Here is a 25,373-nt window from a genome sequence, read left to right as displayed (position 1 = left end):
GTCCGGGCCCAGGCTGTTTCGGTGACTCCGGCTACGGCCATGAGGACGAACGCCAGTAGGCAGGAAAGCAGTTGGGCGACTCTTCGCCGTGTTGGCCGCGTAGGCCGCATCGGCCGTGTCGGCCCCATAGATCGCGTAGGCCGCGTAGATCGCAACACTCGTCACACACCCCCCATAGGAAACACACAGATACTCCCCATCTGATCGAATCCCCACAGGAGGTGCCGAATAAATGTCCGATACTCGCTGATGCGGGGCGGAGCGGGGTGCAGTAAAGCGCAGGTGGGTGCTGTCAACAGTGCGATCCGGTGGCCACGTGGCTGGATCTCGCCGCAACGCGGACGACGGTCAGCGCCTCCGGCCGCCGCGCAGCTCCAGTCGCTCCCCCGGGAACCGCTCGCGGAAGCCGCGGTCGTGCGAGACCGCGACGACCGCTCCCGGGTACGCCGTGAGCGCCGCCTCCAGGTCTTCGACCAGGTCGAGCGCGACGTGGTTCGTCGGCTCGTCGAGTACGAGGAGGTCCGCGGGCCGGGTTATCAGGCTCGCGATCTGCAGCCGCCGCTGCTGTCCTGCGGACAGCGAAGCGACCGGGACGTGCAGGTCCTCCTCGCGGAACAAGCCCAGCGCCAGCAGCCGTTCGGCGTATTCCTCCGGCAGTCCGGGCCGTCCGGTCGCGAAGGCGGCGAGCAGCGGGAGCCGCGTGGAGCGCGCGGGCAGCTCCTGTGCCAGGTAGCCGATCCGGGCAGGGCGGCGCACCGCGCCCGCATCCGGTTCCAGGTCGCCCGCCAGGACGCGCAGGAGCGTCGTCTTGCCCGCCCCGTTCTCGCCGGTGACGAGCAGCCGCTGCCCCGGCGCGATCGCCAGCAGCCCGTCCAGCCGCAGCCGCTCGCCGACCGCTATGCCGTCGAGCTCGGCGAGCGGGCGGTCGACAGGGTGCTCGCCGCCTGCCGCCGACAGCGCCGCCGTGAACCGCAGTGGTTCCGGCGGCGCCGCCACGGGGTTGCGCTGCAGGTGGGCCAGGCGCTCCCGGACGGCCCGCACCTGCCCGCCGAGCTTCGCCTCGTGCGAGCGGCGGTGCTTGCCGAATCCCTGCCGCGGGTCCTTGCCGGTGGTGGCCAGCCGCTTCCCGGCGGCCCCGAGCAGTTCCTCGGTACGGGCCACCTCCTGGAGCCAGCCGGCGTATTCCTGCTCCGCGCGGCGCCGGGCGGCGGCCTTTGCGGCGCGGTAGCCGGCCCAGCCGTCGCCGTACCGGTGCACCGTGCGCGCGTCCCGGTCGACCTCAAGGATCGTGGTCGCGATGCGCTCCAGGAAGCCGCGGTCGTGGGTGACGGCGACGACGGTGCCGCGGTAGGCACGCAGGTGCTCCTCAAGCCAGTGCACGGCCGCTGCGTCGAGGTGGTTCGTCGGCTCGTCGAGGAGCAGCAGCTCGGGGGCGGCGGCCAGCACGCAGGCGAGCGCGAGCCGCGACTGCTCGCCGCCGGAGAGCGAGCCGAGCACGCGGTCGCGGGTGATCCCGGCGACCCCGAGCCCGTGCATGGCGGCGTCGACACGGGCGTCCGCCTCGTATCCGCCGCGTTCCTCGTAGGCGATGAGCAGCTCGCCGTACGCGTCGAGTTCGCCCTCCGATGCCTCGCCGAGGCGCTCCTCCGCCGTACGCAGCCGGCGCTCCATGTCGCGCAGTTCGGCGAGGGCGAGGTCGACGGCGTCCTGCACGGTGCGGTCCGGGTCGAGGTCGAGGGTCTGGGCGAGGCGGCCGGTACCGCCGGGGAAGCTGACGGTGAGCTCTCCGGCGTCGGGCTCCTCGGCCGCGGCGAGCAGCCGCAGCAGGGTGGACTTTCCGGAGCCGTTCTCACCGATGACGGCGGCCTTCTCGCCCGGGCGGACGGTGAAGGAGACCTGGTCGAGGACGGTCCGGGTGCCGTAGGACTTGGTGACGTCCTTGACGGACAGCTGCGCCACGGCAGCGGGCACAGCGGTGTGGGCGCGTTCGCGCATCTGGCTTTCCCTGGGGATGCGAAGTGTCTACGGGCAGCAGAAACGGCGGCGTCGGCCGTGCCCGGACTCAGAGAAAGTAGAAGAAAGCCATGCACTCACTATAACAAGACGATGCGTCTCGCCGCCATCCCTTCCGCCCGTGAAGGCGCGCGAGTGCAGCGCGTGTCGGTCAGCGCCCCGGCCGACAGCGCGGCGTGTTCCGGGTGGCGGGGCTACCCGCGGGGGCTACCCGCGCAGGAAGCCGTCCCCGTGGGCGGCGATATGGGCCTCCAGAGCGCTCAGCGCGTCCTGGGTCGCGTCGGGCGAGCCCGAGCCGCGCCGCTCCGCGTAGTAGGCCGCGCCGAGCTTCTGGAGCAGATCGTTTCCGGCTCGCTGTTGTTGGATCTCGTCCACTTTCTGCTTTCCCTGGTTCAGGGCGCTCTGGGCCTGCTCCTTGGCCCGGTCGAGGAATCCAGCCATGTCAACCTCCACAGTTCGTTGTTCGGTCTCTACCCCCGACCGATCGGACAGGATTCGAACTTAGCCCAAGGTTTCCCAGTTCGGCGGACGTGAAGGCCGCGCACACCCGGGCAGTACCAAGAACGAGCGGTTTCCCTTCCTCCCCGTCTCCGCGCGCCACGCTGGGCCGAAAGGCTGACACCGCGCACGGACCTCAGCCGCCGCACACCCGCCGGAGGAGCCGCGCATGAGCGGGAAGCCCGCGCGGCAAGGCGCCGGCCGCAGGCTCCCCGCCCCATACGCACCCCCTGTGCCGAGCTCGGCCGATCCGGTCGGGCCACCTCACTGACGGGCCGGGGCCGGGGTGTGTGAGGGTGGGCTCTGCTGAGCTGGGCCGCGTAGGTATGGGGGTTGTTGTGAGCCAGGTGCTCTATAGCGAGCGGTCGTGGAATCCGCTGGCGCGGACCGTGGAGTTGACCGAGGACGGGCTGCGGAGGGGCGGCGCGACCACGCCGTTGAGTGAGCTGAACCTCGGCGCCATGGCCGAGGCGTTCCTGCGCTCGTGCTGGCTCGGGGGCGGTGGGGCGGAGCGCCCGCTGGAGCGGCTGGCGCAGGGGCCCGGGATCGTCCCTGTGACCCGCGTCACCGGCACCGCCACGCCGGTGAAGGTGCGGGAGGCCGCCGCGTTCGCCGGCAAGCTGGGAGAACTGGCCGTACGGCAGTGTGGTGGGCCCGAGCAGGTGGCGGCTCTGGCGGCCCGAGCCCGGGCCGAGGGCGTACCGCTGTGGATCGCGCGGCGGTACGCGCCGGGGCCCGCCGGGCCGGTCGCCGTCGCTGTGGACCGGCGTCTGGTGCGCGTGGACGTCTGGGGACTTGGTGCCCCCGCCGTACGGATCCGAGCGCCGCACGGCTTCTACCGCGATTCTCCCGCACCCTCCAACGGCCTGCGTCTGACTGTCGGCGACATTGCAGCGGAGCTCGTACTCAAGAGGAAGCTGCGCAAGTCCAAGAGTTCCGTGGAGGTTCGACTGCCCGGGCAGTACTGGGTGCTGCGCCGAGAGAACGCGGTGAGTTCGTGGCTGCTGCGCAACGACCGGCGCGTCGCCCTGCTGACGCGTCCCCCGCGCCGCCCGGTGCTCGAGCCGGGCACGGTACTGCTGCCGCTGGCTCCCGTGCAGTACGAGAGCCCCGACCCGCAGGATGCCGTCATGGCACAGGCCTTCGCCGTTGCCTTCGGGCTCGGGGACACGACGGGCTCGGCGCGGTTCCGGTCGGAGCGGCGGCGTCCGGTGGGGGGAGGCGGCGAGCCGATCGCCACCGACGCGGGATGGGACCGTCCCTGGTTCAGCAACCTCGGGAAGGGCAGCGACGACAACGAGCCCGGCGGCAGCGACGGCTGGGGCGCGGACGGCGGCGACAGCGGGGGCGGGGGCGATGGTGGAGACAGCGGCGGGGGTGGTGACGGTGGCGGGGGCGGTGGTGGCGGCGACTAGCTGACGGTTCGTCGTCCGCGCCCCGCAGCGGGCGCCCGGCGACCGGCGCTCCTATCATCAAGTGCGGCACCGATTGCTGAACGACCCTCCGGTCGGGTGGTGTTGAAGTGACCGCACAAGCGATGGCGATGTTGCAGGCGGCCGGGGCCGAAGGGATCGAGCACCCCGGCGGCACGCTGCTGGCACACCTTCAGCGGGTCAGCGCCCTTCTCTCTTCGTGGGGCGCTCGCCCGGCGCTGGTGTCGGCCGGGCTGTGTCACGCGTTCTACGGGACCGACGGCTTCCCCGTCGCGCTGCTGGACCTGGGGCACCGGGCGGAGCCGGCCGAGGCGATCGGCACCGAGGCCGAGGCACTCGTCTACTTCTACGCCTCCTGCGACCGGAAGTCCTCCTACCACGGACTGACCGATGACACGGGCCTGTTCACCGACCGGTTCACCGGCACCCGGACGCGTCCGAGCCCCGAAGCGCGTCGGGACTTCGCCGAACTCACCGCCGCGAACGAGCTGGACATCGCCGCGGTCAGCCCACAGATGCGCGCCCTCCACGGTGCGGACCTGCTCGCGTTGTTCACCCGATGGCGGCCTCTGCTGTCCGAGCGGGCCTGGGCACACTGCCGCAGCGTGCTGGGCCGAGCCGACCCCTGATCGGCCGCTGACCTTGCTGCAGCCCTCAGCGCCCTCCACCCTGCGCACCCCGAGGAGCCTCAGATGCCGGACCGGTCCGACGCACCGCACCGTCTCGACCCGACGGGAGACGGCCGGCACGCAGCCAACGAGCGTTTGCGTGCACGGGGGCCGCAGCTCCCGTGGTTCTGCCCGGCGAGGTCGCCGCGCCGGCTGCGCGGGCTGGTCACCCAGGTGTGCACGCCTCGCCGCATCGAGGGGTTACGGCCTCGCGTCGAGGAGCTGACGGCCCGGCTGCTGCACGCGCTCGGCGAGGCGGCGCAGGGCCGTAGGGCGGGCCCTCCGGGGTGGTCGACCTGCGTGAGCACTTCGCCCCCGGCTCACCGACCGCGAACTGGTCGGCACCCTGCTGCTGATGGTCATCGCCGCGCACGAGACCACGCTCAACCTCATCACCAACGCGGTACGGGCGCTGTGCACGCACCCGGAACAGCCGGCGCTGCCACGACGAGCGCGCGTACGGCCACTTCCGGTCCGGCTTCATCTGTAGCCGTAGCCATAGCCGTAGCCGCGGCGGAGGCGGTGCCCGGCTACGCGGCCTGAGGCGGAGGGCCTTACTCGGCGCGGTTGCCCGAGTGGCGGGCCGTCACCCACTCGAGGGGTGTCGCTGTGTCCCTACAGCTACGTACCGGTTCCCGGCTGCATGCTCGACCCCATGATCTCGTCCCACCGGCCTCCGCCGGGCCACGTCCTCGCCGGCATCGGCATCGGCGTCGGCCTGCTCATGGTGGCCGCATCGGCCGCCCCCGCTGCCGCCGTCCTCGCCTCCCCTGCCCCGCCGGCACCGGCGGCACCGGCGCGCTCGCCGATGATCGGGCAGGCCGTCGGCGTGGCCTGCAATGCCTTCGGGCCGACGCTGTTCGTCCGTGTTCCCTCGCAGCTGTCTTCCCTCCCTTCAGCGGCGGCTCCGGAGCTGACGGGCTTCCCCGAATGTCTTCACGGCATGAACCCGCCCGGAGGCTGAGCCACAGCCGGCCATGAACGCCGGGCGGCCGGGCGGCCGGGCCGAGCGCCTACGGGGACGGGAGTCCCGCAAGTGTGGGCCACAGTTGCGGGTCCTCGAAGTCCAGTGCCCACAGTGCGGTGTGGCCGACTCCGTACTTGCGCAGGACGGGCAGGTGGGCGGCGATCCCCCGCGCGTCCTGGTACCAGACCTCGCGCTGCCGGCCGGCCTCGGTGTAGGTGAAGTGCGGTGTCCTGGAGCCGGGGTCGAGGGTGTAGGGCGCGCCGACGCGCTGTCGCAGCGCTTCGGCCTCGCGGGACGTGCGGTGCGTGGCGCGGGCCGAGTCGCCCACGCGGTGGTCCCAGCCGTAGGCGGGGATGCCCATCTCGATTTTCCGCGCGGGTACGCGCGCGGTCGCATAGCGCAGGATGCCCTCGTACCACGCCGGGCTGGACAGCGGGCCGGGCGGGTCCAGGGCGTTGTGCAGGTTGTAGCCCATGATCCGTAGTCGGTCGAGGACGCGGCCGAGGTGCGCGTAGTCGTAGACCGGGCCTTCGTCGCGCGTCGCCGTACGGGGGAAGACGGCGGCCGTGCACTCCTTGTGCAGGGCGTGCAGGCGGCTGCACACCTCGCTGACCAGGGCGTTGAAGCCCGTACGCACCTGCTGGACGACGGCGGGGGCGGTGCCGGCCTGGTTCATCTTCTCGTAGTCGAGGTCGAGGCCGTCGTACGGGCGGCCGGTGACCAGGCGCACCAGGGTTTCGACGTGCGCAGCTCGGGTCTTCGGGTCGCCCGTCAGGCGTGCCATGCCTGCGGCGTCCAGGCTCTCGGTGACGGTCGGCACCACCTTGATCCCGGCCCGGTGCAGGCCGTCGATCACAGTTCGGTCGCCTGCGCCGGTGTGTTCCTCGATGCGGTCAGCGGCGGTGACCTCGTACCAGAAGGGGCTGACGGTGTGGAGCTGATCGGCGTGGGCGAGCGCGTCCTGGTAGGCGCCTGCTTCCCAGAACGGCAGCCAGGCGGAGACGGTGCGCTGCTCCGTGATCCGGGAGGGGGGCGGTCCGGCGGTCGCGGTGGCGGGAAGCAGCGCGCCCAGGAGGGCGACGACTCCGGTCAGGACGGCGGCGACGGCGTGTCTGCGGGCCATTCACCCAGCGTGGTACGTGGGTGTCCGGCGGGCGAGCCGCGCTGGCCCACTCGGGCTTCCGAGGGCCGCGAGACGGTGAGTCGCGAGACGGTGAGTTACGCCACTCCCCTGTCCGCAGCGGCGTCGACCGGCTCCGCCTCGCCTGTCCCGTGCTGCCGTGCTGCCGTGCTGCCGTGCTGCCGTACCGAGCTTCACGCATGCCCGCCCGGACGCCGAGATCTTCATGATCACCCCAAGCCGCGCCGGACCGTCGAGCGCAGTCAACCGGCCACCACCCGTAACCCCCGAAACCCACCCGCACCACTCCGATAGCATGATCCGACTCATGACGAGTACCGCATCGCCCGTCCTTCACCGGAAAACAGGCTATCCGGCACGAAGAGTGACATATTTAATTGACAACTAACAAATCGGCCAAATAATTGATATCTATAGCATCGCGGGTGTTTTCCCGAATAAACCGCAGAATTACGTTCGCCGCGTGGCGTCAACCACGGACGATCCTGTGGGCCACGATAGGCGTGGTGGCCCTCGGATTCTTCATCACGCTGGAGATCGCCGCGCGTCATTACGGTCTACCGGGGCCGATGACCAACCAGGTGAAAGAGGTGATATTCGCCCCCAAATCTGGTCCGCTGCTGTACGCCAGCATGGCGTTGATGATGGTGGTGCTCACCTGGCGGGAGCGATTCATCGCGGCCGGCGTCGCGATAGGCATCGACATCGCCTTCTTTCTGGTCCGGTGGGCCGTCGACGCCAAGATGATGTTCGGCAACGGCGCGTTGTGGGTGATTTTGGGCTATGCGGTCATCGCTGTCACGCGCCGCACCGGCCGGGAACGCGTCCTGCTGCTGAAGGCCGTCGGCCTGGGCCTGCTGCTGGTGGCCGGCCGCAAGACCGGCGACACCTGGCTGCTCATCACGTCGAAGACGCGCCCCGCGGTGCTCGACCAGTACGTGGCAGTCGCCGATCACGCGCTGGGCAACCCGTCATGGCTGGCAGGCCGGATCGTCAAGGCCACCGGCACGATCGGCGACCACGTTCTCGACTACGTCTACATTCAGCTTGCGGTGGCCGCGGTCCTCGTCGCGCTGTACCAGCTGCGCAACGTGGCGGCCGAGCGCCGCTTCCCCAGCCATCATCTGGTGCGCACCTTTCTGGTGATCGGCCTCCTCGGGCCGGGCATCTACATGATCTTCCCGGTGGTAGGACCGATCTTCGCCTACGGCGCCGACGGCGGGCACTGGGCGGTGGCAGACCTGTGGCCGAACACGCCGACGCCCATCATTACCCCGCACGACATGCCATTCGACGAGATCACCCCACGCAACTGCATGCCCAGTCTCCACACGGCGTGGGCTACCGCGATATTCATTCATTCGCGTAAGGGCCCGCGTATTCTGCGATTCGGGGGCGCGTTCTGGCTGATTGCCACGCTCGGCGCGACGCTGGGATTCGGCTACCACTACGGCACGGACATTATCGCCGGCGTGGTGTTCACGCTCACGATCGAAGCGGCGCTGCGCGCACAGGAACGGGGCTGGGACCGGGCAGGAATCCAGCTGGTCGCTTACGGCGCAACGGTCTTCGCTGCGTACTTGGTTTCCTATCGCTATCTGCCGATGGAAATGGCCGAGCACCCGTGGGTGTTCGGACCGCTTCTCATTCTGGCGATGATCTCAGTGATCTACGGCTACGTACGGACCACCAAACTGTGGGAACCGAAGACCGCACCGGCACGGCAGCCGGAACCGCAACCCGAACTGGTTTGACGGCCACCAGCAGCGCCCGGTCCTCCGAGGACAGCGACCCACGGACGACCGGGACGGCCCGGGTCCCTCGTCCGGGGCCGCGTACACGGCGAGCGGCGCCTAGTCGGTGTTCTCGCCTGCAGGAACCACGAGTCCGATACCTTCTGCCGCCACGGCGACGGCGAAGTCGAAGAACGCGGACTCGTCCCGGACACTGTCGTGGGTACGGCTGAAGACCTGGAACACCAGGAGCCCGATCAGGTTGCTCCACAGCACGATGCCGCGTTCGATGACGTCCGAGAACGGTGCGTCGGGCACGCCGCCGAAGAGTTCCACGGCTTCCGGCAGGAGCAGCGGCGGGCCTGCCACCGTGCGCCGGGGTGGGGTGAGTTCACCGGCCTCCAGCGCCGACCGCACGATCGCGGCCAGCACCGCAGGGGTGCGCGAAGCGGGCGGGACCGTGTCCTGCGGGGCGTGGTAATCGGGGACGGGCGAGCCATAAATCAGCGTGAACTCGGCGGGATTGTCGAACGACCACTTCCGCAGTGCGCGAGTGACCGCGAGCAGCCGCGCACCCGCCGACGCCTCGGCGTCCCCGGCCGCCTGGTCGGCCTGCTCCATCGCGGCGCCGGACTCGTTGTAGGCATCGATGACCAGCGCGGTCAGCAGGTCGTTGCGATGCGGGAAAACGGCTGTCACGTCGGTGACCTCAAGTCCACTGCTGTCCGCGACGGCCTCCAGGGACAGCCCTCCGGCGCCCACCTTCAGCAGCAGCTGACGCGCGGTGCTCTTGATGACCGCTGACAGCCCGGTGTTCTTCTCATCAGTGGTGCTTGATCGGGAAATTTCCATGGCCGAACCGTATCTGTCGGTTGCAACGGCTCCGGGTGCCGCGGCCCTCTACCCTGCACGCCGTGATCAACTCAACTGCGAGACTTGACGATGCTGACGACGCTGAAGTTGCGATAGCTGCCGCGCGTGCCGGCGCCGAGGCCGTGCGCGCCAGGTACGGGCAGCGTCTCACCCGCATGGACAAGGGTGCCGGGGACTTTGCCACTGACGCCGATGTGGCGGCTGAGGAAGCGATCCTCGGCGTCATTCGTGCTGCGCGGCCTGTGGATGCGGTGTTCGGCGAGGAGGGCGGGCAGCGAGGTGCGGCTGACGCGGTGCGCCAGTGGTTGGTGGACCCCTTGTGCGGCACGCTCAACTATGCCGTCGGCAGCGCGCTCGTCGCCGTCAACGTGGCATTGCGCAACGGTCCGGCCGCGGTGGCCGATCCGTTCAGTGGCGAGGTCTTCTTCACCGACGGTGCCACCGCTCGGGTGCGGCGCGACGAGGGCGACACGCAACTGGCGCCGACGGCGGCCACCCGGCTGGTGGACGTGAACTTGGATCCGCCCTTTCCGAGCGCGCCCGGATTCAGGGCTGTGGACTTGCTCGCTCACCCCGGCTTCGTCGAGCGGTTCCGGCCGCGCGTCGTGTCGACGACGCTGGCGCTGGCGTGGGTCGCGGCCGGCAAACGTGCCGCGTACGTCACCGATGGCGGCGACCTGGCCGGGAGCGTCCACTTCGCCGCCGGTATCGCTCTGTGCCGGGCCGCCGGCTGCGTCGTCACCGGAGTTGACGGCGCTCCGGTCGGGCGGGCAGGGCGAGGGCTCGTAGCGGCCGCGGACGCTGAGACTCACGGCCTGCTGATGTCGATGATCCTCGGTCGGGGCTAGGGCTGCGGCCGCGGCTACGGCCGCGTTCGCGTTCTCGCCCGGAGCGGACGGCATTTCTTTGCGACAATCGGATACCAACTATTCATTCTTTCCGGGGAGTTCCCATGAGACGTCATCGTCCTGCCGTCGCCGTCCTGGCGGCCGCTGCCGCGGTCGTCGTGGCCGCGTCGAACGCCTCCGCGGCACCGGGTGTGCCGGCGTTCCTCGACCCGGCGGACCTGCCTGCGCGGGCCGGAACGGACTGGCACGGCGGGGCGGTGACGAGCGGTGTGCCGGACCCGCTGCCGTTCTGCGTGGGTGAGGTGCTGCCGGGAGCGACCTCGCGGCACCGGGCGTTCTGGACGGACCTCGACACGAGCGCCGTGCAGGTGACCGTGGTCGAGCGCGACGCGTCGCGCGCCAAGACACTGGCCGGGCTGCTGAACAAGGCGGTCAAGGACTGCGCCGGAAAGGTCGAGCAGGAGGATCCGGGAACGCGCGCCACGTGGCGCGACTTCGGCACGGTTCAGGTAGCGGACGGCGCCCACGTGCAAGGGGTGCAGACGACGCGCGCCGAGACGGGCAGCGACGCCCACCTCTTCTCCGTGGGCCGGGACGGCCGGACGGTCACCGTGGTGCACTGGGGCCAGATGGGCACGTTCAAGGACGCCCCCGTCAGCGGCTTCAGAAACACCACCCGCACTGCGGTGAACAAGCTCTACTGAACACCAGCAATGTGCTCCTGACCCTCCACGAGCCCCAGACCAGCGCCCGGCCACGGGCCGGGCGCTCAGGGCGGCCGGCACCGGGCCTCACAAGGTCAGTGGTGGCGTCTGCGACAGCGTCGTCGTACTGTCCTGGAGACCCGCAGCGCGCGGACGGCTTCGACGTCCGCGACGAGGACGTGGCCCGCCTCTCCCCGTTCGTACGGCACCACGTCAACATGCTCGGCCGGTACTGCCGGTGAGAGCTCCGGGCCGCTGCCGGGCCGGGACCGGGGTGCGGGCGGCCGCCGCACCGGGTGGGTGCAGCGGCCGTGGGTGGGATCGGCTCGTGGTTTCAGTCAGTCAGCAGAGCGGCGGATCAGCCCGGAGTCACCGCACCCTCCGGCACTCCGAACCACTCCTCCAGCGCCTCCGCCAGCCCGGCCGTCGACGTCGGCGCCTGCGCCCCCGCGTCGGCCGCCCAGGCCGTGAAGCCGTCCGGACGGACGAGGAGCGCCGCCAGTTTCGGGCGGGACGGGCAGCCGGCCGTCAGGGTGTCGACACGGTCGGCGTACCCCGCGGCGAGGGCGCGGAGCTCCGGGTCGTCGGTGAGGTCGAGCAGGAGCGCCCGGCCGCTGCGGAGGTGGTCCGCGAGGCGGGTGCCGTCGGTGAGTTCGAGGTCCGGGGTGCTGCTGCCGGTCAGCGGGTGTTCGCCCGGCAGCTCGTACCGCACCCCGGCGCCGTTGAGCCGCGCGGTGAGGTACGTGGTGCCCGTGACCGTCTCCGCCAGGTCGCTGACGATCTCGCGCAGGGCCCGGGACTGCGGGTCCGGGCGCATGGCCGCGACCTGGGACCGGGTCCAGTCCAGGATCTGCGCGCCGACCGGGTGCCGTTCGGAGGTGTACGTGTCCAGCAGCCCTTCGGGCATCCGGCCGGCGATCACCGCGGCGAGCTTCCAGCCGAGGTTCATCGCGTCCCCGATGCCCAGGCTCAGCCCCTGGCTCCCGAACGCGGAGTGCACGTGCGCCGCGTCGCCCGCCAGCAGCACCCGGCCCTTGCGGTACTCGGTGACCTGGCGGGCGTGGTCGGTGAAGCGGGTCGCGGTCCGCACCCCGGTGATCGTGACGTCCACGCCGGATACGCGGCGCAGCCGCGCCTGGAGGTCCTCGGCGGTGACCGGCGCGCCCCGGTCGGCCGGCGGGCCGTCGAACTCCACGGTGACGACGCGCCCCGGCATCGGCCCGTAGGCGTACACCCCGGTGTCCGTGGCGGTCCAGCCGACTTTCAGGTCCTCGGCGCCGGTTATCTCCACGACCGCCTGGTGACAGGTGATCTCCGGGTCCGTACCGGGAAATTCGAACCCCGCGAGCTTGCGGACCGTGCTGCGCCCGCCGTCGCAGCCCACGAGCCAGCCGGCGCGTATCGCCCCGTCGCTCGTCCGCACGGTGACGGCCTCCTCGTCCGCGTCGAAGCCGGTCAGCTCCACTCCCCGGCGCACGTCGACGCCGAGCTCGTCCGCCCGCTCGCCGAGCAGCCGCTCGATGTCCTGCTGCGCCACGAGAGCGATCTCGGCGGCGGGTCCGGCGTCGCCGAAGCCCGGCTCCGTACGGTCGACCAGGTCGGCGCGCAGCATGATCCCGGCGAAGTGCCCGACGAACCCGAGCCCTTGGCTCGCAGCCCCGCCTCCGTCCCCGCCGTTGCGCTCGCGCATGAACGCGTGGAAGCGGTCCATTGATTGCTGCTGCACCTCGGCCAGCGCGGGCAGCATGCCCCGGCGGTAGAGCGCCTCGGCGCTGGGCGTGGTGATCGCCCCGCCCTTGATCGTCGGATCCACTTCGGTGAGGCGCTCCAGGACGGCCACTCGCGCGCCTCCGAGCCGGAGCTCGCAGGCCAGCATCAGACCGACCGGGCCGCCTCCGGCCACTACTACGTCATAGTTCATGGCGCCCACTATGACCGAGGCCCAAAGAGGCCATTTCACCGCCCTGACCAGCCACAACAGGCGCCACGATGTCAAGGGACCGGCGCCGCGAGGATGGACGGGAAGCAGGCCGTCCGCGCTCTTGCTCGGCTACCGCACCCGCCGGCCGCCGCTGTCCCGGCCGGATCTCCGGGGCGCGCGCCGGCTTCGAGACGTACAGCGCCTCCAGGCCGGTGTGGTCGGCGAGTCGGCGTTGACTGGGCCGCTCGCCGGCGCGCTGCATGCCGTGCAGCGACGCGACCAGTGAGTACTACGCGTGGGTGAGGCCCAGCGGAGCCACCGCGCGATCGACCGCGAGGCTCGTGAGCTCGGCGATCGCCTCTGGGGGCGGCTTGAAGTAGCGGCGGACGTTCTCCGGCTTCTTGTGCCGGGACTTCGCCATGAGCATCAGGAGCGACGAGCCCTGCTCGCCGAGGTGGGTCACAACCCGTACCGGGACCGCGGAGGGCAGTGTGCTCGTCCAGCGGTGCTCGGGCCTGCCCATACGACAGCCTGGCCAGCCCGGTGTCCGGGCAGACGTCGCGGGGGCTGGCTGACGACCTTGCCCGGCCCCGGACGGCGGTGGGTGACGAACTCCGGTCCGCGGGTGCGGCCCTTGAGCTTCCTCAGCCCCCGAGCCGCCACAGGCAGACCGTCAACATCGCACATGCGCTACGGACTCCGTGCGATGGGCACTTGAACCCCCGCGCTTGCCCCATCCAGCGCGGCTCCAACAGGCCCCCGCTGCATCCCATTGGAGCCGCAGTGAGACGTGGCGACGGGTCTACTTGTGCGGCAGGTGGTGCTGCTACCGCGCCTGGGTGGGTAACATCCCGCAGCAATACACCAGTCCAGGTGAGGGAGCGGTCATGACCGACGAGATGGACGGCGCCAACATCCAGGCTCAGTATGCAGCGCAGTTCGCAGCTGACCTGGAGAAGAACGAGAAGGAACAGGAAGTTCTCCGTGCTCGCCTCCAGACGCTGGAGACCGAGCACGCGTGGCTGTCGAGCATGCGGAGCACGGTAGCCGGGCAGCAGGAGGGCCCGGGAGAGGCGGCCGGGAAGCCGGACAGGGCGGCCGGAAGCACTGAGACTGCAGGAGCCGTACCACGGGCGCGTCGGGCCAAGAGGTCAGCTGCTTCCCCGGGCCGCCGGAAGAAGCCGGCGCAGGCCGGGAGCGTGGGCACGGAGCAGGCGGCACCGGGCGCGCGTGCCAGGAAGAGCGACGGGCCCACGCTGGGTGAACTGATTCTCGGCGTTCTCGCCCAGCACGGTCAGCCGCGTATGGTCAGCGAGATCGTCAAGGAGCTGGGACAGGCTCACCCGGAGCGTGTCGTGAGTGGCCCGGTGGTACGCAGCACAGTGGAAGCCCTCGTTGCCAAGGGGCGCCTGGAGCGCGAGCGGAAGCAGGGTTCTGTGTTCTACACCGCGCCCGCGGTCGAGGGAGATGCAGCGCCGGACACAGCAGGCCCGGCAAAGGAGCCTGAGGCCGAGGCAGCCACGGAGACGACTGCAGCCGAGGCCTGAGCGGACCGTTGCGCGTCATGTGCGTTCCGGCCGGCTGTGCGGGCGTACGCGCTTGCGCATGCGCAAGCGACGCGTCGGATGCTGATGAGGGCCTGTTGCAGTCAAGGCCGAGGGGGGCAGCTCCGGCGGGTCACATCCGGCAGGCCCGGCGAACGCCTTCACGGGCGACGGTGACGGTGCACATGGCTGCCGGCCCCGAAAACTGACTCACCATGACCGGTCCGCAGAACCTGAGCCGGAACCGAAGAACGGACAGCGCCCCGAAGACATGGTGACAGGCTGTAAGGAACGGTGGAACGCCCTATAGCGATACGGGCCGATCCTTTCCGACGCACGGCCCTTGCTCCGATGCTCCCGGCGACCACGCACGGTCACCAGCAGGGTGGTTTTTCACGCGGAACCGATCACGGTCGATTGCGCAAGCCCACCGAGACAAGACCCGTAGCCCATCAGCCATACCCGTCAGGCGTGGTTGTGCCACGTGCTGCACGCCGGGCAGAGTGGATCAGAGATGCGCCAGGTATGAGAGCTTCCTTCAAGTACATCACGCATCCTCCCTATTCTTCCCTGTCTGTTGTAGTTCGAAGGCTAGGCTTCTGTGACAGTACGCGTAGGTGGCACCTGGAAACCCCTTGAGCAGGCAGTACGAGGGGCAGCGGTCCGGACTCCGGTCCCCGTCCTGCGTGGCCACGTACCGGGTGTGGGTGTAGTGGTACGGAGCTGCCGGCCGTTGAGACTCAGGCCCTACAGGGTCGGCGGCTGATCTGTCGGCGCTCCATACAGCCGACAAACCGCACCGGGCCGGGAGCGCCTTCGAGAACCTCCCCCCTCCCCCTCCCTGCATTCACAGGCATTCAGCCTTGCCCATCCCCATCCCCATCACCCGAACAGGAGCTCACTTCATGCTGCCCGCAATGCCGCACGACGCACGCGAACGATTCCTCGCCGCCCCCCGTATCGGCGTCCTGGGCGTCACCGATCCCCGGGGCGGCGACCGTGCACCCCTGGTGGTGCCGGTCTGGTACGGCTACGAGCCGGGGGGTGAGATCGTCGTCGAGACGGGCCGGGAGACGGTCAAGGCCCGGCTGCTGCGCGCCGCGGGCCGGTTCAGCCTCTGCGTGCAGGACGAGCAGCGGCCGTACCGGTACGTCAGCGTCGAGGGCCCCGTCACCTCGATCGAGGACCCGGTCGACCCGGCCGTGCGCGAGGCTCTGGCCCGGCGTTATCTGGACCCCGACGAGGCGCGCGACTACCTGGCGGCGACCTCGGACCAGCTCAAGGACGACATCGTCTTCCGCATGCGCCCTCAGCGCTGGCGCACCGCTGACTTCGCCGCCTTCGCCGCCGACTTCGCCGGAGCCGACGCCGGAGCCGACGCCGGCTGACCACCGGTGGTCGACCACCAGCAGTCGACCACCGACAGCCGCCCCCGGCCGCTGAACGCCGCCGTCCCGTACGACACCGCATGACCCCGCACGCCCCCGTACACCCTCGCACGACCCCGCACGACCCCGCACACAGTCCGAACGAGAAGGACCCGAGAAACACGATGACCGACACCACCGTTTCGCCGTCCCTGTTCCCCCGCCCCGCATCCCTGGCGGACGGCGCGCCCCCACCCGGCTACCCCCGGGACCGCAGCCTGACCGAACTGTTCGCCGCTCAGGCGGCCGCCCGGCCCGACGCACCGGCGGCCCGGCACGGGAAGCGCACCCTGACCTACGGGCAACTCGACGCCCGCTCCGACGCCCTGGCGAAACGATTACTCGCACAGGGTGTCGGGCCGGACGACCTGGTCGGCGTGCGCGGCAGCCGCTCGCTGGAGGCGTTGGTGGCGTTCCTGGGCATCCTCAAGGCCGGCTGCGCATACGTACCGCTCGACGAGGACCTGCCGCCGGCCCGGCTGCGGGCGATGGCGGAAGACGCCGGACTGCGCGCCGCCGTGACCTTGCCGGGCAGCGCACGCCCGGTGCGCGGGCTGCGCGTGAACATCGGGCTCGACGACATCGGGCTCGACGACAAGGACGGCGCCGGCGCCCCGGGACCCTTCGCGGGCCCCGCCCGCACCCCGTCCGCGACCGACCGCGCCTACGTGGTCTTCACCTCCGGCACGACCGGCCGGCCCAAGCCGGTGGCGATACCGCACCGGGGCGTGGTGCGCCTCGTCCTGTCCGAGCCCGAACTGCCGCCGCCGGGGCCGGACGACCGGGTCCTGCACGCCTACGGGCTGTCCTCCGACGCCTCGACGATCGAGATCTGGGGCGCGCTGATCACCGGCGCGTGCCTGGTCATCGCCGACCGGGAGGAACTCCTCTCGCCTCCCGCCCTGGAGCAGCTGCTCCGCACGCAGGACGTGACGGTCGCCTACCTGACGACCAGCGTCTTCCATCTCGTGGCCCGCACCCGCCCCGAGGCGCTCTCGGGGCTGCGGTTCGTCTCGGCCGGTGGCGAGGCGATGGACCCGCGGCTGGCGAACGCTGTCCTCGCTTCCTGCCCCGGCACCACGGTGGTCAACTTCTACGGTCCGACCGAGAATTCGGTGGTCTCCACCGCCCACGTGCTGCGCCCGCTGCCCGAGGATGCCACGCACGTCCCCCTGGGCCGCCCCTTCGGCGCCTCCGTCTGCCATGTCCTGCGGGCGGACGGCTCGCTCGCGGCACCCGGCGAGGAAGGCGAGCTGTACGTCGGCGGGGACGGACTGGCCCTGGGCTACCTGGGCGACCCGCGGTTGACCGCCGAGCGCTTCGTATCGATACCTGCGGTGGAGCCGGACGGGCTGCTGTACCGGACCGGCGACCGGGTGATGTGGACGGCCGACGGTCTGCTGGAGTACCGGGGACGGCTGGACCGTCAGGTGAAGCTGCGCGGCATACGCATCGAACTGGACGAGGTGGAGGCGCGGCTGCGGGCCCACCCCGCGGTGGGCGAGGCCGTCGTCGAGAGCGAGGAGGGGGCGCTGACCGCGTACGTCACCGCTGCCGAGCTCGGCCGGCCTCTCCCTCTGCCGGATCTACGCGCGTATTGTGCGCAGTGGCTGCCGCCGCAGGCCGTCCCGGTGCTCGTGCCCGTGGGCCACTTCCCGGTGACCAGCGGCGGCAAGGTGGACCGCGCCCGGCTCAAGGCCGCTGCCCCGGCCCTCGAAGCCACCCCCGCCCCCGCCCCCGCCGACGGGACGCACACCGACGGCACGCTCGACGTCCTCGCCGACGTCTGGCAGCAGGTGCTGCGCGTGCGGCCCGCGCCCCGGGACGACTTCTTCCTCCTCGGTGGCGACTCCCTGCTCGCTTCCGAGACCGTCACCCGCACCCTCGCCGTCCTGGGCCTGGACGCCTCCCTGGGCTCCGGCCTGATCAGGGCGCTGCTGGCCGCGCCCGCACTGGAGAGCTTCGCGGCGGCCGTACGTGCGGCGGCGCGCGGCGGCTCCATGAAGACGGCCGGACCGGCCGTCGACTTCGAGAAAGAGACGGGGCTCGGCTTCGACCTCCCGCCCGCCGAAGGACCGGCCCCGCGCCCCGGGGACCCGCGGAACGTCCTGCTCACCGGCGCCTCGGGGTTCGTCGGCGCCTTCCTCCTGGACCGGCTGCTGCGCTCGACCGCGGCGCGTGTCCACTGCCCGGTGCGGGCGTCGAGCCGGACGCACGCCGAACGACGGGTGCGCACCGCGCTCGCCCGCTACGGCCTGCACCCGGACGAGGCCGCGTGGCAGCGCGTGGAGTGCTTCCCCGGCGATCTGACCGAACCGGGGCTGGGTCTGCCGGATGAGGACAGGGCCGAGCTGGCCCGCACACTGGACCTGGTGGTGCACAACGGCGCCCGGGTCAACTTCCTCTACCCCTACGAGGAGCTGCGCCCGGCGAATGTGGACGGCACCCGGGAGGTCGTCCGGATCGCGGCACCACGCCGGGTGCCGGTGCACTTCGTCTCGACCGTCGCCGTCGTCGCCGGGTTCGGACCGGCAGGGGCGCGCGAGGTGGACGAGGACCTGCCGCTGGCCCACGCGGACGGGCTCACCATGGGCTACGCCGAGAGCAAGTGGGTTGCCGAAGGGGTGCTGCAGCAGGCGGCGGAGCAGGGTCTGCCGGTGGCGGTGTACCGGCCGTACGAAGTGACGGGTGACCGGACGCACGGCGTGTGCAATACCGAGACGGCCATCTGCTCGCTGTTCAAGACGATCGCCGAGACCGGGCTGGCCCCCGACATCGAGCTGCCCATGGATTTCGTGCCGGTGGACTACCTCGCCGAGTCGATCGTCCACATCGCCGTCAACGGGCCGGCCGACGGGCGGGTCTACCATCTCACCAACCCCCGCCCGGCGATGCTGTCGGACGTCCTGGACCGGATGCGCGCGGCGGGCTTCCCCCTGCGGACGCTGCCGTATGCGCAGTGGGTCGGCAAGCTGGTGCGGCACGTCGCCGAGCACCCGACGAGCGCCACGGCCCCGTTCGTGTCCCTGTGCGTCGACCGCAGCCGTACGGCGGACATGTCCGTCAAGGAGATGTACCTCAAGGACACCTTCCCGGTGCTGGGACGGCGCAACGCCGAAGCCGCGCTGGCCGGCAGCGGGCTGGACTGCCCGCCGGTCGACTCCGCCCTCCTCGACCGCTATCTGGACTACTTCTTCACTTCGGGCTATATCGCCCGTCCCACCGGCGACTCCGGGGAGGCCATCGCATGAGTGACCTCGAAACCGCCATGAACGAACTCGAAACCCCTGCAAACGACCTCGAAACCCTCATCCCGGTCCCGGCCGTGCAGCCCGGCACCGCCGGACCGCCGTGCGCCTACGCCCGGCTCCGCACCGAACAGCCCGTGGTCAAGGCTGAGCTGCCCAACGGTGAGACGGGCTGGCTGATCAGCCGGTACGCGGACGTGCGGGCCGCCTTCGCCGATCCGCGTCTGGAGCGTCCGCTGCTGTCGGCCTGGCCGCCCCGCGAGGGGGACGACGCGCCGCCGCCGTGCCTGCCGACGTTCCTGGAGATGACCGGCGAGCACCACGAGCGGGTGCGCCGCACCGTCCTGCCGCTGTTCGGCCGCAGGCGGCTGGAGTTCATGGGCCCGCGGATCCGGGCCATGGCGGAGGAACTGCTCGACGCGATGGTGGCCGGGGCCCCGGACCGCACGGCGGACCTCGTCGCCGCGTACGTCGAGCCGCTGCCGCTGCGCGTGCTGTGCGAAACCGTCGGGCTGCCGCACGAGGACCGCGACATCTACCTCCCGCACACCCTCACCCTGCTCAGCGCCTCCGGGCTGTCGATGGAGGAGGTGCTGGCGGCGCTGTACGCGCTGCAGGACTACGCGTCGGAGCTCATCTCCCGCAAGGAACAGGAGGGCGAGGGCGAGGACTACGTCCATCTGCTGCTGGCGGAGAGCCGCCGTCCCGGCAGCGAGCTGGCCCGGGACGACGTCGTCAGCTTCGTCGTCACCATGCTCATGGCCGGCTACAAGACCAACATGCAGCACACCGGGAACGCCCTGTTCACCCTGCTCACCCACCCTGATCAGCTGCGGCGGCTGCAGGACGAGCCGGCAGGCATCGGTACGGCCGTGGAAGAGCTGCTGCGCTACGTCCCGCTGATGAACGCCATCAACATCCTCGTCGCCAAGGAGGACTTCACCCTGCACGGGCAGCACATCCGTGCCGGCGACGCGGTCGTCCCCGTACCGGCGTCGGCGAACCGCGACCCGGAGGCGTTCGCCGACCCCGACCGGCTCGACCTCACCCGGTCGCCCAACGCGCACGTGGCGTTCGGCCACGGCCCGCACACATGCACCGGCGGGCACCTGACCCGGCTGCAGCTCGCCACTGCGGTCCAGGTGCTGCTGGAGCGGCTGCCCGGCATCGAGCTGGCGGTGCCGGCGGAGTCGGTCCCCTGGGACGAGACGACCCCGCTGCGCGCACCGGCACGGCTGCCGGTGCGCTGGTGACCCTTCCTGTTCCGCTTCCGCCGGAATACCGCACCGCGCTCGACCCCAGAAGAGAGGCTCGTACGACGTGACCGCACCACAGGCGCCCATCACCGACGACGCTCCGCACGAGGAGCCGCTTCCGCACTATCCGTTCAGCACCAAGGGCGACCGTCTCGCCCCCGAGCTCGCCGAACTGCGCGGCCGCTGCCCCGTGGCCCGGGTCAGCACCAACTCCGGCGGGGAGGCGTGGCTGGTCACCGGCTACGAGCTGACCCAGCACGTGCTGCGGGACCGGGCCTTCGCGCGCTCCGTGCTGGCCGAGGCCGACAGCCCCGCGCAGGACGCCCCGATCCTGGCGCCCGAACTGCTGGACGCCATGAACCACCTGCAGAAGGCCGGGCTGCGCGACGAGGTGCTCCGGGCGCTCGGCCGCAACCAGCCGGAGCTGCCCGCCGACTGGGTCGCCGACATCACCCGTGAGGGCCTGGAGATGATGGTCCGGGACGGCTCACCCGGCGATCTGCAGCGGCACTTCGCGGAATGGGTCGCCGCCCAGTGCATGTGCCGGCTGCTCGGCCTGCCTTTCGCCGACCGCGAGTGGCTGGCCCGGCGGGCTGACATGGACCTGACGATGGTCACGTACACGCCGGAGGAGCTCGCCCGTAACTGGGAGGAGATCCGTGTCCACATGCAGGAGCACATGGCCGGCCGCCGCCCCGGCGAGCCGCGCGGCCTGGTCGATCGCCTCGCCGACCTCAACGCCGAACACAAGGGGCTGACGGACCGGCAGCTGTCCAACATCGTCGCGGTGCTGTTCGTCAGCGGCTACGAGGACTTCGCGAGCTTCCTGGGCGTGGCGGCAGTCAGCCTCCTGCAGAAGCCGGAGGTGATGAGCGCGGTACGGGCCCGCCCGGAGACCATGCCGCAGTGCGTGGAGGAGCTGCTGCGGTGCAGCGTCGTCCTGGGCAACGCCATCCCGCGCTACGTCACCCGGGACACCGAGCTCGGATCCGCCTCCGTCAACGAGGGCGATCTGGTCCTGCTGTCCCTGGACGCGGTCAACTTCGACCCGGCGGCGTTCTCCGACCCCGAGACCTTCGACCCGGACCGCTCCCCCAATCCCCACCTGCGGTTCGGCTACGGCCGCCACCACTGCCCCGGCGCGCACCTCGTCCGCCGCCAGTCCGACACGGCCTTCCGCGTCCTCCTCGATCACCTGCCCGGCATCCGCCTCGCGGTACCGGCGGCGGAGGTGCCCTGGCACCCCAACCGGATGGCGATCATGCCTGCCGGGATACCGGTCACCTGGTGAGGTCGCGGTAGAAGCCGGCACCGCCCCGAAAGGCCGGCGCGCCCGGCGTACGGGACCGCTGTGCCGCGTTACCGAACCCCCTGGCCGCGGCTGCGGCTGCGGCCATAGCGGGTCAGGCGGCGGTCCAGGGTGAGCGCCATGGCCCCGCGCGGGGCCATGGCGAGCATCGCCGCGGCGGCCAGGGCGCTGAACACCGAGAAGATCAATGGCGCTTGCGGGCCCTTGAACAGGGCCATCGACAGCCCGAACACGAGCAGCGTCGCCGCGCTCAGCCAGGCCGTCCAGCGCACCGCCACCCCGAACAGCAGGGCTAGGCCGAGGAGGAGTTCGGCGACCGTGGCCGCCACCGCTGCGGCCCGCAGTCCCCCTCCGGACAGGTACGGGGCGAGGGTGCCGGTATTGGTCACGAAGGCGTCGAAGGTGCCCCAGGCCACGTTGCCGGTGCCGAACTCTCCCCACAGGCCGCACCGGTCGGCGACCGCCGAGAGGAAGCCGGAGGCCAGTGCCAGCCGTGCCACCACGGTGACCGTACGCCAGGCTGCGATGCTCTCGCCCGCATGCTCCATCCGGCGGTGCACGGCCCGCGTCACCTGCGCCGGCCGCTGGTTCGTCGTTGAAACCGCTTCCTGTGTAGTCATGCTCGCACGGTAGGTCCGGTCCGGCCGACTGGTCCATCAACCTGGGCCAGTGCACGCTGCATAGACTGGACCAGTCATGGACCTTCACCTCGACCTCGACCAGGACGCCTCCTTACCGCTCAACACCGCGGTGGCGGACGCGATACGCCACGCGATCCGCACCGGGCGGCTGAGGGCACCCGACCCGCTGCCCTCGACTCGCGCCCTCGCCGCCCAGCTCGCCGTCGCACGCGGAACCGTCACCGAGGCCTACGCCCAGCTCGCCGCCGAAGGATGGATCATCACCCGGCAGGGGGCGACCACCCGCGTCGCCCGCGACGGCGACGGTCCTCCGGCCACGGTGGAGCCTCCGGCACCGTCACGGACCACCGCTCCCGCCTGCTGGGACCTTCGCCCCGGCGTACCCGACACCACGCTCTTCCCCGCCCGCACGTGGGCCACGGCCGTACGGGCCGCGACCCGGTCCGATCCCGAGGTCCTGGGCTACGGCGAGCCCCAAGGGCGCCCCGAATTGCGCCGGGTGCTCGCCGGCTACCTCAACCGCACCCGCGGCGTCACCGCCGGCCCCGACCGGATCCTGATCACCAGTGGCTTCGCCGACGCCCTCGCCCTGCTCGCCACCACCCTGCGCGAACTCGGGCTGCGGCACATCGCCATGGAGGACCCCTGCCTCGACGTCCACCGTCGGGTCGTCACCCACGCCGGACTGACCATCCACCCCGTGCCCGTGGACGCCCACGGCCTCGACATCACCGCACTGGCCGCCACCCCGGCCCGCGTGGTGCTGGCGACCCCCGCCCACCAGTTCCCCCTCGGCGCCACCCTCGGCCCCGCCCGGCGCAGGAAACTCGTCGCCTGGGCACGGCGCGTCGACGGCTACATCATCGAAGACGACTACGACGGCGAGTACCGCTTCGACCGCAAGCCGGTCAGCGCCCTGCAGGCTCTCGACCCGTCCCGGGTCATCTACGGGGGCACCACCTCCAAGACCCTGGCCCCCGCCATGCGGCTCGGCTGGCTCGCGCTCCCGCCACGCCTCAGCCGGCCCGTCACCGACCGCGTCGCCCACCAGCAAGCACCGCCGCTCGACCAGTTGGCGCTGTCCCACCTCATCCTCAGCGGACACTACGATCGCCACATCCGCCGTACCCGTACCGAATACCGCCGCCGGCGCGACCATCTCATCGCCGCCGGCCTCCCCCTCACCGGCATCGCCGCCGGCCTGCACGCCCTGCTTCCGGTCGCCGACGAGGAGCAGATGATCGCTCACGCTCGGACGCGATCGCTCGCGCTCATGGGCCTGGGGCCGTTCTGGCACGGACGACCACGCGGCCAAGGGCTGATCATCGGCTACAGCCGCCCGCCCGTCACCACCGCGTACGAAGCGCTCGACCACCTCGTCGCCCTCATGGCCCCGGCTGACGTCCGTCCCGGCTGAGGTCCGCCCCGGCCGTCGGCCCGGCTGTCAGCTTTCTGTTTGCAGCAAACTCTTGGCCGACTGCCGTACGTCCGTAGTAGTTTCGCCTTCGCAACGCATTGCGTATCGAAAGGGAATCCACGTGTCCCAGCAGACCTGGACCGCCGTCGACGACTACTTCAACGGCTTGCTGGTCGAGGAGGACGACGCCCTTCTCGCGGCCGTCGCGGACAGTGAAGCGGCGGGGCTGCCCCCGCACCAGGTCGCCCCCAACCAGGGCAAGCTGCTGAACCTGCTGGCGACGCTCCAGGGCGCCCGCACGGTCCTGGAGATCGGCACCCTCGGCGGCTACAGCACCATCTGGCTCGCCCGGGCCCTGCCGGCGGACGGACGCCTGGTCACCCTTGAGGCCGATGAGAAGTGCGCCGCCGTAGCCGCCGCCAACATCGCCCGCGCCGGACTGGACCGCACCGTCGAACTTCGCGTCGGCAAGGCCCTGGATTCGCTGGCCCAGCTGGCGGACGAGGGCCAGGAGCCGTTCGACCTGGTCTTCATCGACGCCGACAAGCCGTCCAACCCGGCCTACCTGGAGTGGGCGTTGAAGCTCACCCGGCCCGGTAGCGTCATCGTCGGCGACAACGTCGTCCGTGACGGCGCGGTCACCGACCCGGCCAGTGCCGACCCGCACATCCAGGGTGTCCGCCGCTTCACCGAGCTCATCGCGGAGCACCCCCGCCTCACCGCCACCGCCGTCCAGACCGTCGGCGCCAAGGGCCACGACGGCTTCGCCCTCGCCCTCGTCACCCGCTAGAGAGCCGGAGGGGCATGGCATGGCCCGCGTCGTCGAGATGTCGTACTACCCCGTCAAGGGATGTGCCGGCGTGGCAACCGGTGAGGCTTTCCTGACGCCCGCCGGTCTCGCGCACGACCGGAGCTTCATGGTCATCAGCGAAGAGGGCGTCTTCCGCTCCCAGCGCCGGGACCCCCGGCTGGCCCTGATCCGTCCTGCCGTCAGTGACGACGGCGCACGGCTCATCCTCCGCGCGCCGGACATCGAGGCACTGGACCTGCCCGTGGACACCTCGGGTGCCCGCCGGCCGGTCGACCTGTTCGGGACCGCCTACCAGGGCATCGACCAGGGCAGCGCAGCCGCCGCATGGCTCTCCGACGTGCTCCGTACCCCCAGCCGTCTGGTGCGTGTGCCGCCGGAGCACCATCGAGTGACCGACGGCAGAACACCGGGCACCTCCGGCTACGCCGACAGCTGCGCCCTGCACGTCATCTCCCGCTCCACCCTTGAGCTGCTCAACCGCAAGCTGGCCGAACGCGGCTCGGCGCCGCTGCCCATGAACCGCTTCCGCCCGAACATCGTGATCGAGGGCTGGGCCGAGCCCCATACCGAGGACCGGGCCCACGTCCTCAAGATCGGCACGACCGAACTGGGCTACGCCAAGCTCGCCATCCGCTGCGCCGTCACCCTGATCGAACAGGAGTCGGCGAAGAGGGCGGGCCCGGAACCACTGCGCACCCTCGCGGGCTACCGGCGGGCCTCCCAGGGCGGAGTCGCCTTCGGCACGAAGCTCTCCGTGCTCCGGCCCGGCAAGGTCGCCGTCGGCGACGACGTGACCGTCACCTCATGGGGCGAGTCCGAGCAGCACGCCTCCCACAGCCCGGTCGAACCGCCGCCGCGTCCCGCCGGGCCGGGAACCGGGAGCACCGTAGCCACGGAGTGAACGTCACTTTGTGTTATCCT

At 71.1% G+C, this 25,373-nt stretch carries 20 protein-coding genes and 4 pseudogenes; 16 read left to right on the top strand and 8 right to left on the bottom strand.

Annotated elements, in window-relative coordinates:
* Positions 1-348: 348 nt before the first annotated feature.
* Positions 349-1,995, bottom strand: a complete 1,647-nt coding sequence (gene abc-f, locus FGW37_RS32510; RefSeq protein ID WP_179084356.1) for a ribosomal protection-like ABC-F family protein — start codon at positions 1,993-1,995, stop codon at positions 349-351.
* 225 nt (positions 1,996-2,220) lie between these two features.
* Entirely contained in the window at positions 2,221-2,454 is a 234-nt protein-coding gene (locus tag FGW37_RS32505; RefSeq protein WP_179084355.1) for a hypothetical protein, read from the bottom strand.
* Positions 2,455-2,849: 395 nt separating this feature from the next.
* Between FGW37_RS32505 and FGW37_RS32500 the strand changes: the two genes are divergently transcribed.
* The 4 genes and pseudogenes from FGW37_RS32500 (at position 2,850) to FGW37_RS32490 (ending at position 5,576) form a co-directional block, all read left to right on the top strand.
* On the top strand, positions 2,850-3,926 hold the full coding sequence (locus FGW37_RS32500; protein WP_179084354.1) for a hypothetical protein: 1,077 nt from the start codon (positions 2,850-2,852) through the stop codon (positions 3,924-3,926).
* Between the two features lie 122 nt (positions 3,927-4,048).
* Positions 4,049-4,573, top strand: a complete 525-nt coding sequence (locus FGW37_RS32495; protein ID WP_179085034.1) for a DUF6817 domain-containing protein — start codon at positions 4,049-4,051, stop codon at positions 4,571-4,573.
* A 355-nt stretch (positions 4,574-4,928) separates the two neighbouring features.
* A pseudogene (locus FGW37_RS33735) lies at positions 4,929-5,060 on the top strand (cytochrome P450); the annotation flags it as partial.
* A gap of 207 nt (positions 5,061-5,267) precedes the next feature.
* A complete protein-coding gene (locus FGW37_RS32490) occupies positions 5,268-5,576 on the top strand; it encodes a hypothetical protein (RefSeq protein WP_179084353.1) in 309 nt (102 codons plus the stop codon).
* A gap of 49 nt (positions 5,577-5,625) precedes the next feature.
* On the opposite strand, the gene FGW37_RS32485 is transcribed toward FGW37_RS32490, so the two are convergent.
* A complete protein-coding gene (locus tag FGW37_RS32485) occupies positions 5,626-6,702 on the bottom strand; it encodes a glycosyl hydrolase family 18 protein (RefSeq protein WP_179084352.1) in 1,077 nt (358 codons plus the stop codon).
* Between the two features lie 500 nt (positions 6,703-7,202).
* Here FGW37_RS32485 and FGW37_RS32480 point away from each other — a divergent pair, with 500 nt between their 5' ends.
* Positions 7,203-8,474 (top strand): phosphatase PAP2 family protein, encoded by a 1,272-nt coding sequence (locus FGW37_RS32480; RefSeq protein ID WP_425506674.1) that lies wholly within the window; start codon positions 7,203-7,205, stop codon positions 8,472-8,474.
* Between the two features lie 99 nt (positions 8,475-8,573).
* On the opposite strand, the gene FGW37_RS32475 is transcribed toward FGW37_RS32480, so the two are convergent.
* Positions 8,574-9,305 carry a TetR-like C-terminal domain-containing protein gene (locus tag FGW37_RS32475; protein ID WP_179084350.1) on the bottom strand — a complete coding sequence of 244 codons (732 nt, stop codon included), beginning with the start codon at positions 9,303-9,305 and terminating at the stop codon, positions 8,574-8,576.
* A gap of 62 nt (positions 9,306-9,367) precedes the next feature.
* Between FGW37_RS32475 and FGW37_RS32470 the strand changes: the two genes are divergently transcribed.
* From FGW37_RS32470 to FGW37_RS34310, 3 genes and pseudogenes are all read left to right on the top strand, one after another.
* Positions 9,368-10,174, top strand: a complete 807-nt coding sequence (locus tag FGW37_RS32470) for an inositol monophosphatase family protein (RefSeq protein ID WP_179084349.1) — start codon at positions 9,368-9,370, stop codon at positions 10,172-10,174.
* A 104-nt stretch (positions 10,175-10,278) separates the two neighbouring features.
* A complete protein-coding gene (locus FGW37_RS32465) occupies positions 10,279-10,878 on the top strand; it encodes a hypothetical protein (RefSeq protein WP_179084348.1) in 600 nt (199 codons plus the stop codon).
* Positions 10,879-11,024: 146 nt separating this feature from the next.
* Positions 11,025-11,111, top strand: a pseudogene (locus FGW37_RS34310) (Tn3 family transposase); the annotation flags it as partial.
* Positions 11,112-11,236: 125 nt separating this feature from the next.
* Here the strand turns inward: FGW37_RS34310 and FGW37_RS32455 are convergent.
* The 3 genes and pseudogenes from FGW37_RS32455 to FGW37_RS33725 form a co-directional block, all read right to left on the bottom strand.
* Positions 11,237-12,799: an FAD-dependent monooxygenase gene (locus tag FGW37_RS32455; protein WP_179084346.1), complete on the bottom strand. Its 1,563-nt coding sequence runs from the start codon at positions 12,797-12,799 to the stop codon at positions 11,237-11,239.
* A gap of 166 nt (positions 12,800-12,965) precedes the next feature.
* A pseudogene (locus FGW37_RS33730) lies at positions 12,966-13,136 on the bottom strand (MarR family transcriptional regulator); the annotation flags it as partial.
* Positions 13,134-13,444: pseudogene (locus tag FGW37_RS33725) on the bottom strand (site-specific integrase); the annotation flags it as partial. The pseudogenes FGW37_RS33725 and FGW37_RS33730, both read right to left, overlap by 3 nt.
* A 242-nt stretch (positions 13,445-13,686) precedes the next feature.
* Here FGW37_RS33725 and FGW37_RS32445 point away from each other — a divergent pair.
* The 5 genes from FGW37_RS32445 to FGW37_RS32425 all read left to right on the top strand — a co-directional run bounded on the left by FGW37_RS32445 (position 13,687) and on the right by FGW37_RS32425 (position 21,565).
* Positions 13,687-14,346, top strand: a complete 660-nt coding sequence (locus tag FGW37_RS32445; protein ID WP_179084345.1) for a hypothetical protein — start codon at positions 13,687-13,689, stop codon at positions 14,344-14,346.
* A 914-nt stretch (positions 14,347-15,260) separates the two neighbouring features.
* Positions 15,261-15,731 carry a pyridoxamine 5'-phosphate oxidase family protein gene (locus tag FGW37_RS32440; protein WP_246430691.1) on the top strand — a complete coding sequence of 157 codons (471 nt, stop codon included), beginning with the start codon at positions 15,261-15,263 and terminating at the stop codon, positions 15,729-15,731.
* A 164-nt stretch (positions 15,732-15,895) separates the two neighbouring features.
* Positions 15,896-19,021: an amino acid adenylation domain-containing protein gene (locus FGW37_RS32435; protein ID WP_179084343.1), complete on the top strand. Its 3,126-nt coding sequence runs from the start codon at positions 15,896-15,898 to the stop codon at positions 19,019-19,021.
* Entirely contained in the window at positions 19,018-20,271 is a 1,254-nt protein-coding gene (locus FGW37_RS32430) for a cytochrome P450 family protein (protein ID WP_246430690.1), read from the top strand. The genes FGW37_RS32435 and FGW37_RS32430 overlap by 4 nt, the downstream gene beginning before the upstream one ends.
* A gap of 67 nt (positions 20,272-20,338) precedes the next feature.
* Positions 20,339-21,565, top strand: a complete 1,227-nt coding sequence (locus FGW37_RS32425) for a cytochrome P450 (RefSeq protein WP_179084342.1) — start codon at positions 20,339-20,341, stop codon at positions 21,563-21,565.
* A gap of 68 nt (positions 21,566-21,633) precedes the next feature.
* Here FGW37_RS32425 and FGW37_RS32420 read toward each other — a convergent pair whose 3' ends face one another.
* Positions 21,634-22,203 (bottom strand): hypothetical protein, encoded by a 570-nt coding sequence (locus FGW37_RS32420; RefSeq protein ID WP_179084341.1) that lies wholly within the window; start codon positions 22,201-22,203, stop codon positions 21,634-21,636.
* Positions 22,204-22,279: 76 nt separating this feature from the next.
* Between FGW37_RS32420 and pdxR the strand changes: the two genes are divergently transcribed.
* The 3 genes from pdxR to FGW37_RS32405 all read left to right on the top strand — a co-directional run bounded on the left by pdxR (position 22,280) and on the right by FGW37_RS32405 (position 25,353).
* Positions 22,280-23,641: a MocR-like pyridoxine biosynthesis transcription factor PdxR gene (pdxR, locus tag FGW37_RS32415; protein ID WP_179084340.1), complete on the top strand. Its 1,362-nt coding sequence runs from the start codon at positions 22,280-22,282 to the stop codon at positions 23,639-23,641.
* A gap of 121 nt (positions 23,642-23,762) precedes the next feature.
* Positions 23,763-24,431, top strand: a complete 669-nt coding sequence (locus FGW37_RS32410; RefSeq protein ID WP_179084339.1) for an O-methyltransferase — start codon at positions 23,763-23,765, stop codon at positions 24,429-24,431.
* Positions 24,432-24,450: 19 nt separating this feature from the next.
* Positions 24,451-25,353 (top strand): MOSC domain-containing protein, encoded by a 903-nt coding sequence (locus FGW37_RS32405; protein WP_179084338.1) that lies wholly within the window; start codon positions 24,451-24,453, stop codon positions 25,351-25,353.
* Positions 25,354-25,373 lie beyond the last annotated feature (20 nt).

Origin of the sequence: Streptomyces rectiverticillatus (assembly GCF_013394065.1) — a bacterium.
GTDB classification, from domain to species: domain Bacteria; phylum Actinomycetota; class Actinomycetes; order Streptomycetales; family Streptomycetaceae; genus Streptomyces; species Streptomyces rectiverticillatus.
The sequence above is the reverse complement of the archived record's forward strand: the minus strand, read 5'-3'. Positions and strand labels throughout refer to the sequence as shown.

What these genes read in the sequence shown, in the direction of transcription:
- FGW37_RS32485 (WP_179084352.1), bottom strand. Translation starts at nt 6,702, where the DNA reads ATGGCCCGCAGACACGCCGTCGCCGCCGTCCTGACCGGAGTCGTCGCC.
- FGW37_RS32420 (WP_179084341.1), bottom strand. Translation starts at nt 22,203, where the DNA reads ATGACTACACAGGAAGCGGTTTCAACGACGAACCAGCGGCCGGCGCAG.
- FGW37_RS32475 (WP_179084350.1), bottom strand. Translation starts at nt 9,305, where the DNA reads ATGGAAATTTCCCGATCAAGCACCACTGATGAGAAGAACACCGGGCTG.
- FGW37_RS32435 (WP_179084343.1), top strand. Translation starts at nt 15,896, where the DNA reads ATGACCGACACCACCGTTTCGCCGTCCCTGTTCCCCCGCCCCGCATCC.
- pdxR (WP_179084340.1), top strand. Translation starts at nt 22,280, where the DNA reads ATGGACCTTCACCTCGACCTCGACCAGGACGCCTCCTTACCGCTCAAC.
- FGW37_RS32495 (WP_179085034.1), top strand. Translation starts at nt 4,049, where the DNA reads ATGGCGATGTTGCAGGCGGCCGGGGCCGAAGGGATCGAGCACCCCGGC.
- FGW37_RS32505 (WP_179084355.1), bottom strand. Translation starts at nt 2,454, where the DNA reads ATGGCTGGATTCCTCGACCGGGCCAAGGAGCAGGCCCAGAGCGCCCTG.
- FGW37_RS32465 (WP_179084348.1), top strand. Translation starts at nt 10,279, where the DNA reads ATGAGACGTCATCGTCCTGCCGTCGCCGTCCTGGCGGCCGCTGCCGCG.
- FGW37_RS32430 (WP_246430690.1), top strand. Translation starts at nt 19,018, where the DNA reads ATGAGTGACCTCGAAACCGCCATGAACGAACTCGAAACCCCTGCAAAC.
- FGW37_RS32440 (WP_246430691.1), top strand. Translation starts at nt 15,261, where the DNA reads ATGCCGCACGACGCACGCGAACGATTCCTCGCCGCCCCCCGTATCGGC.
- FGW37_RS32445 (WP_179084345.1), top strand. Translation starts at nt 13,687, where the DNA reads ATGACCGACGAGATGGACGGCGCCAACATCCAGGCTCAGTATGCAGCG.
- FGW37_RS32405 (WP_179084338.1), top strand. Translation starts at nt 24,451, where the DNA reads ATGGCCCGCGTCGTCGAGATGTCGTACTACCCCGTCAAGGGATGTGCC.
- FGW37_RS32490 (WP_179084353.1), top strand. Translation starts at nt 5,268, where the DNA reads ATGATCTCGTCCCACCGGCCTCCGCCGGGCCACGTCCTCGCCGGCATC.
- abc-f (WP_179084356.1), bottom strand. Translation starts at nt 1,995, where the DNA reads ATGCGCGAACGCGCCCACACCGCTGTGCCCGCTGCCGTGGCGCAGCTG.
- FGW37_RS32455 (WP_179084346.1), bottom strand. Translation starts at nt 12,799, where the DNA reads ATGAACTATGACGTAGTAGTGGCCGGAGGCGGCCCGGTCGGTCTGATG.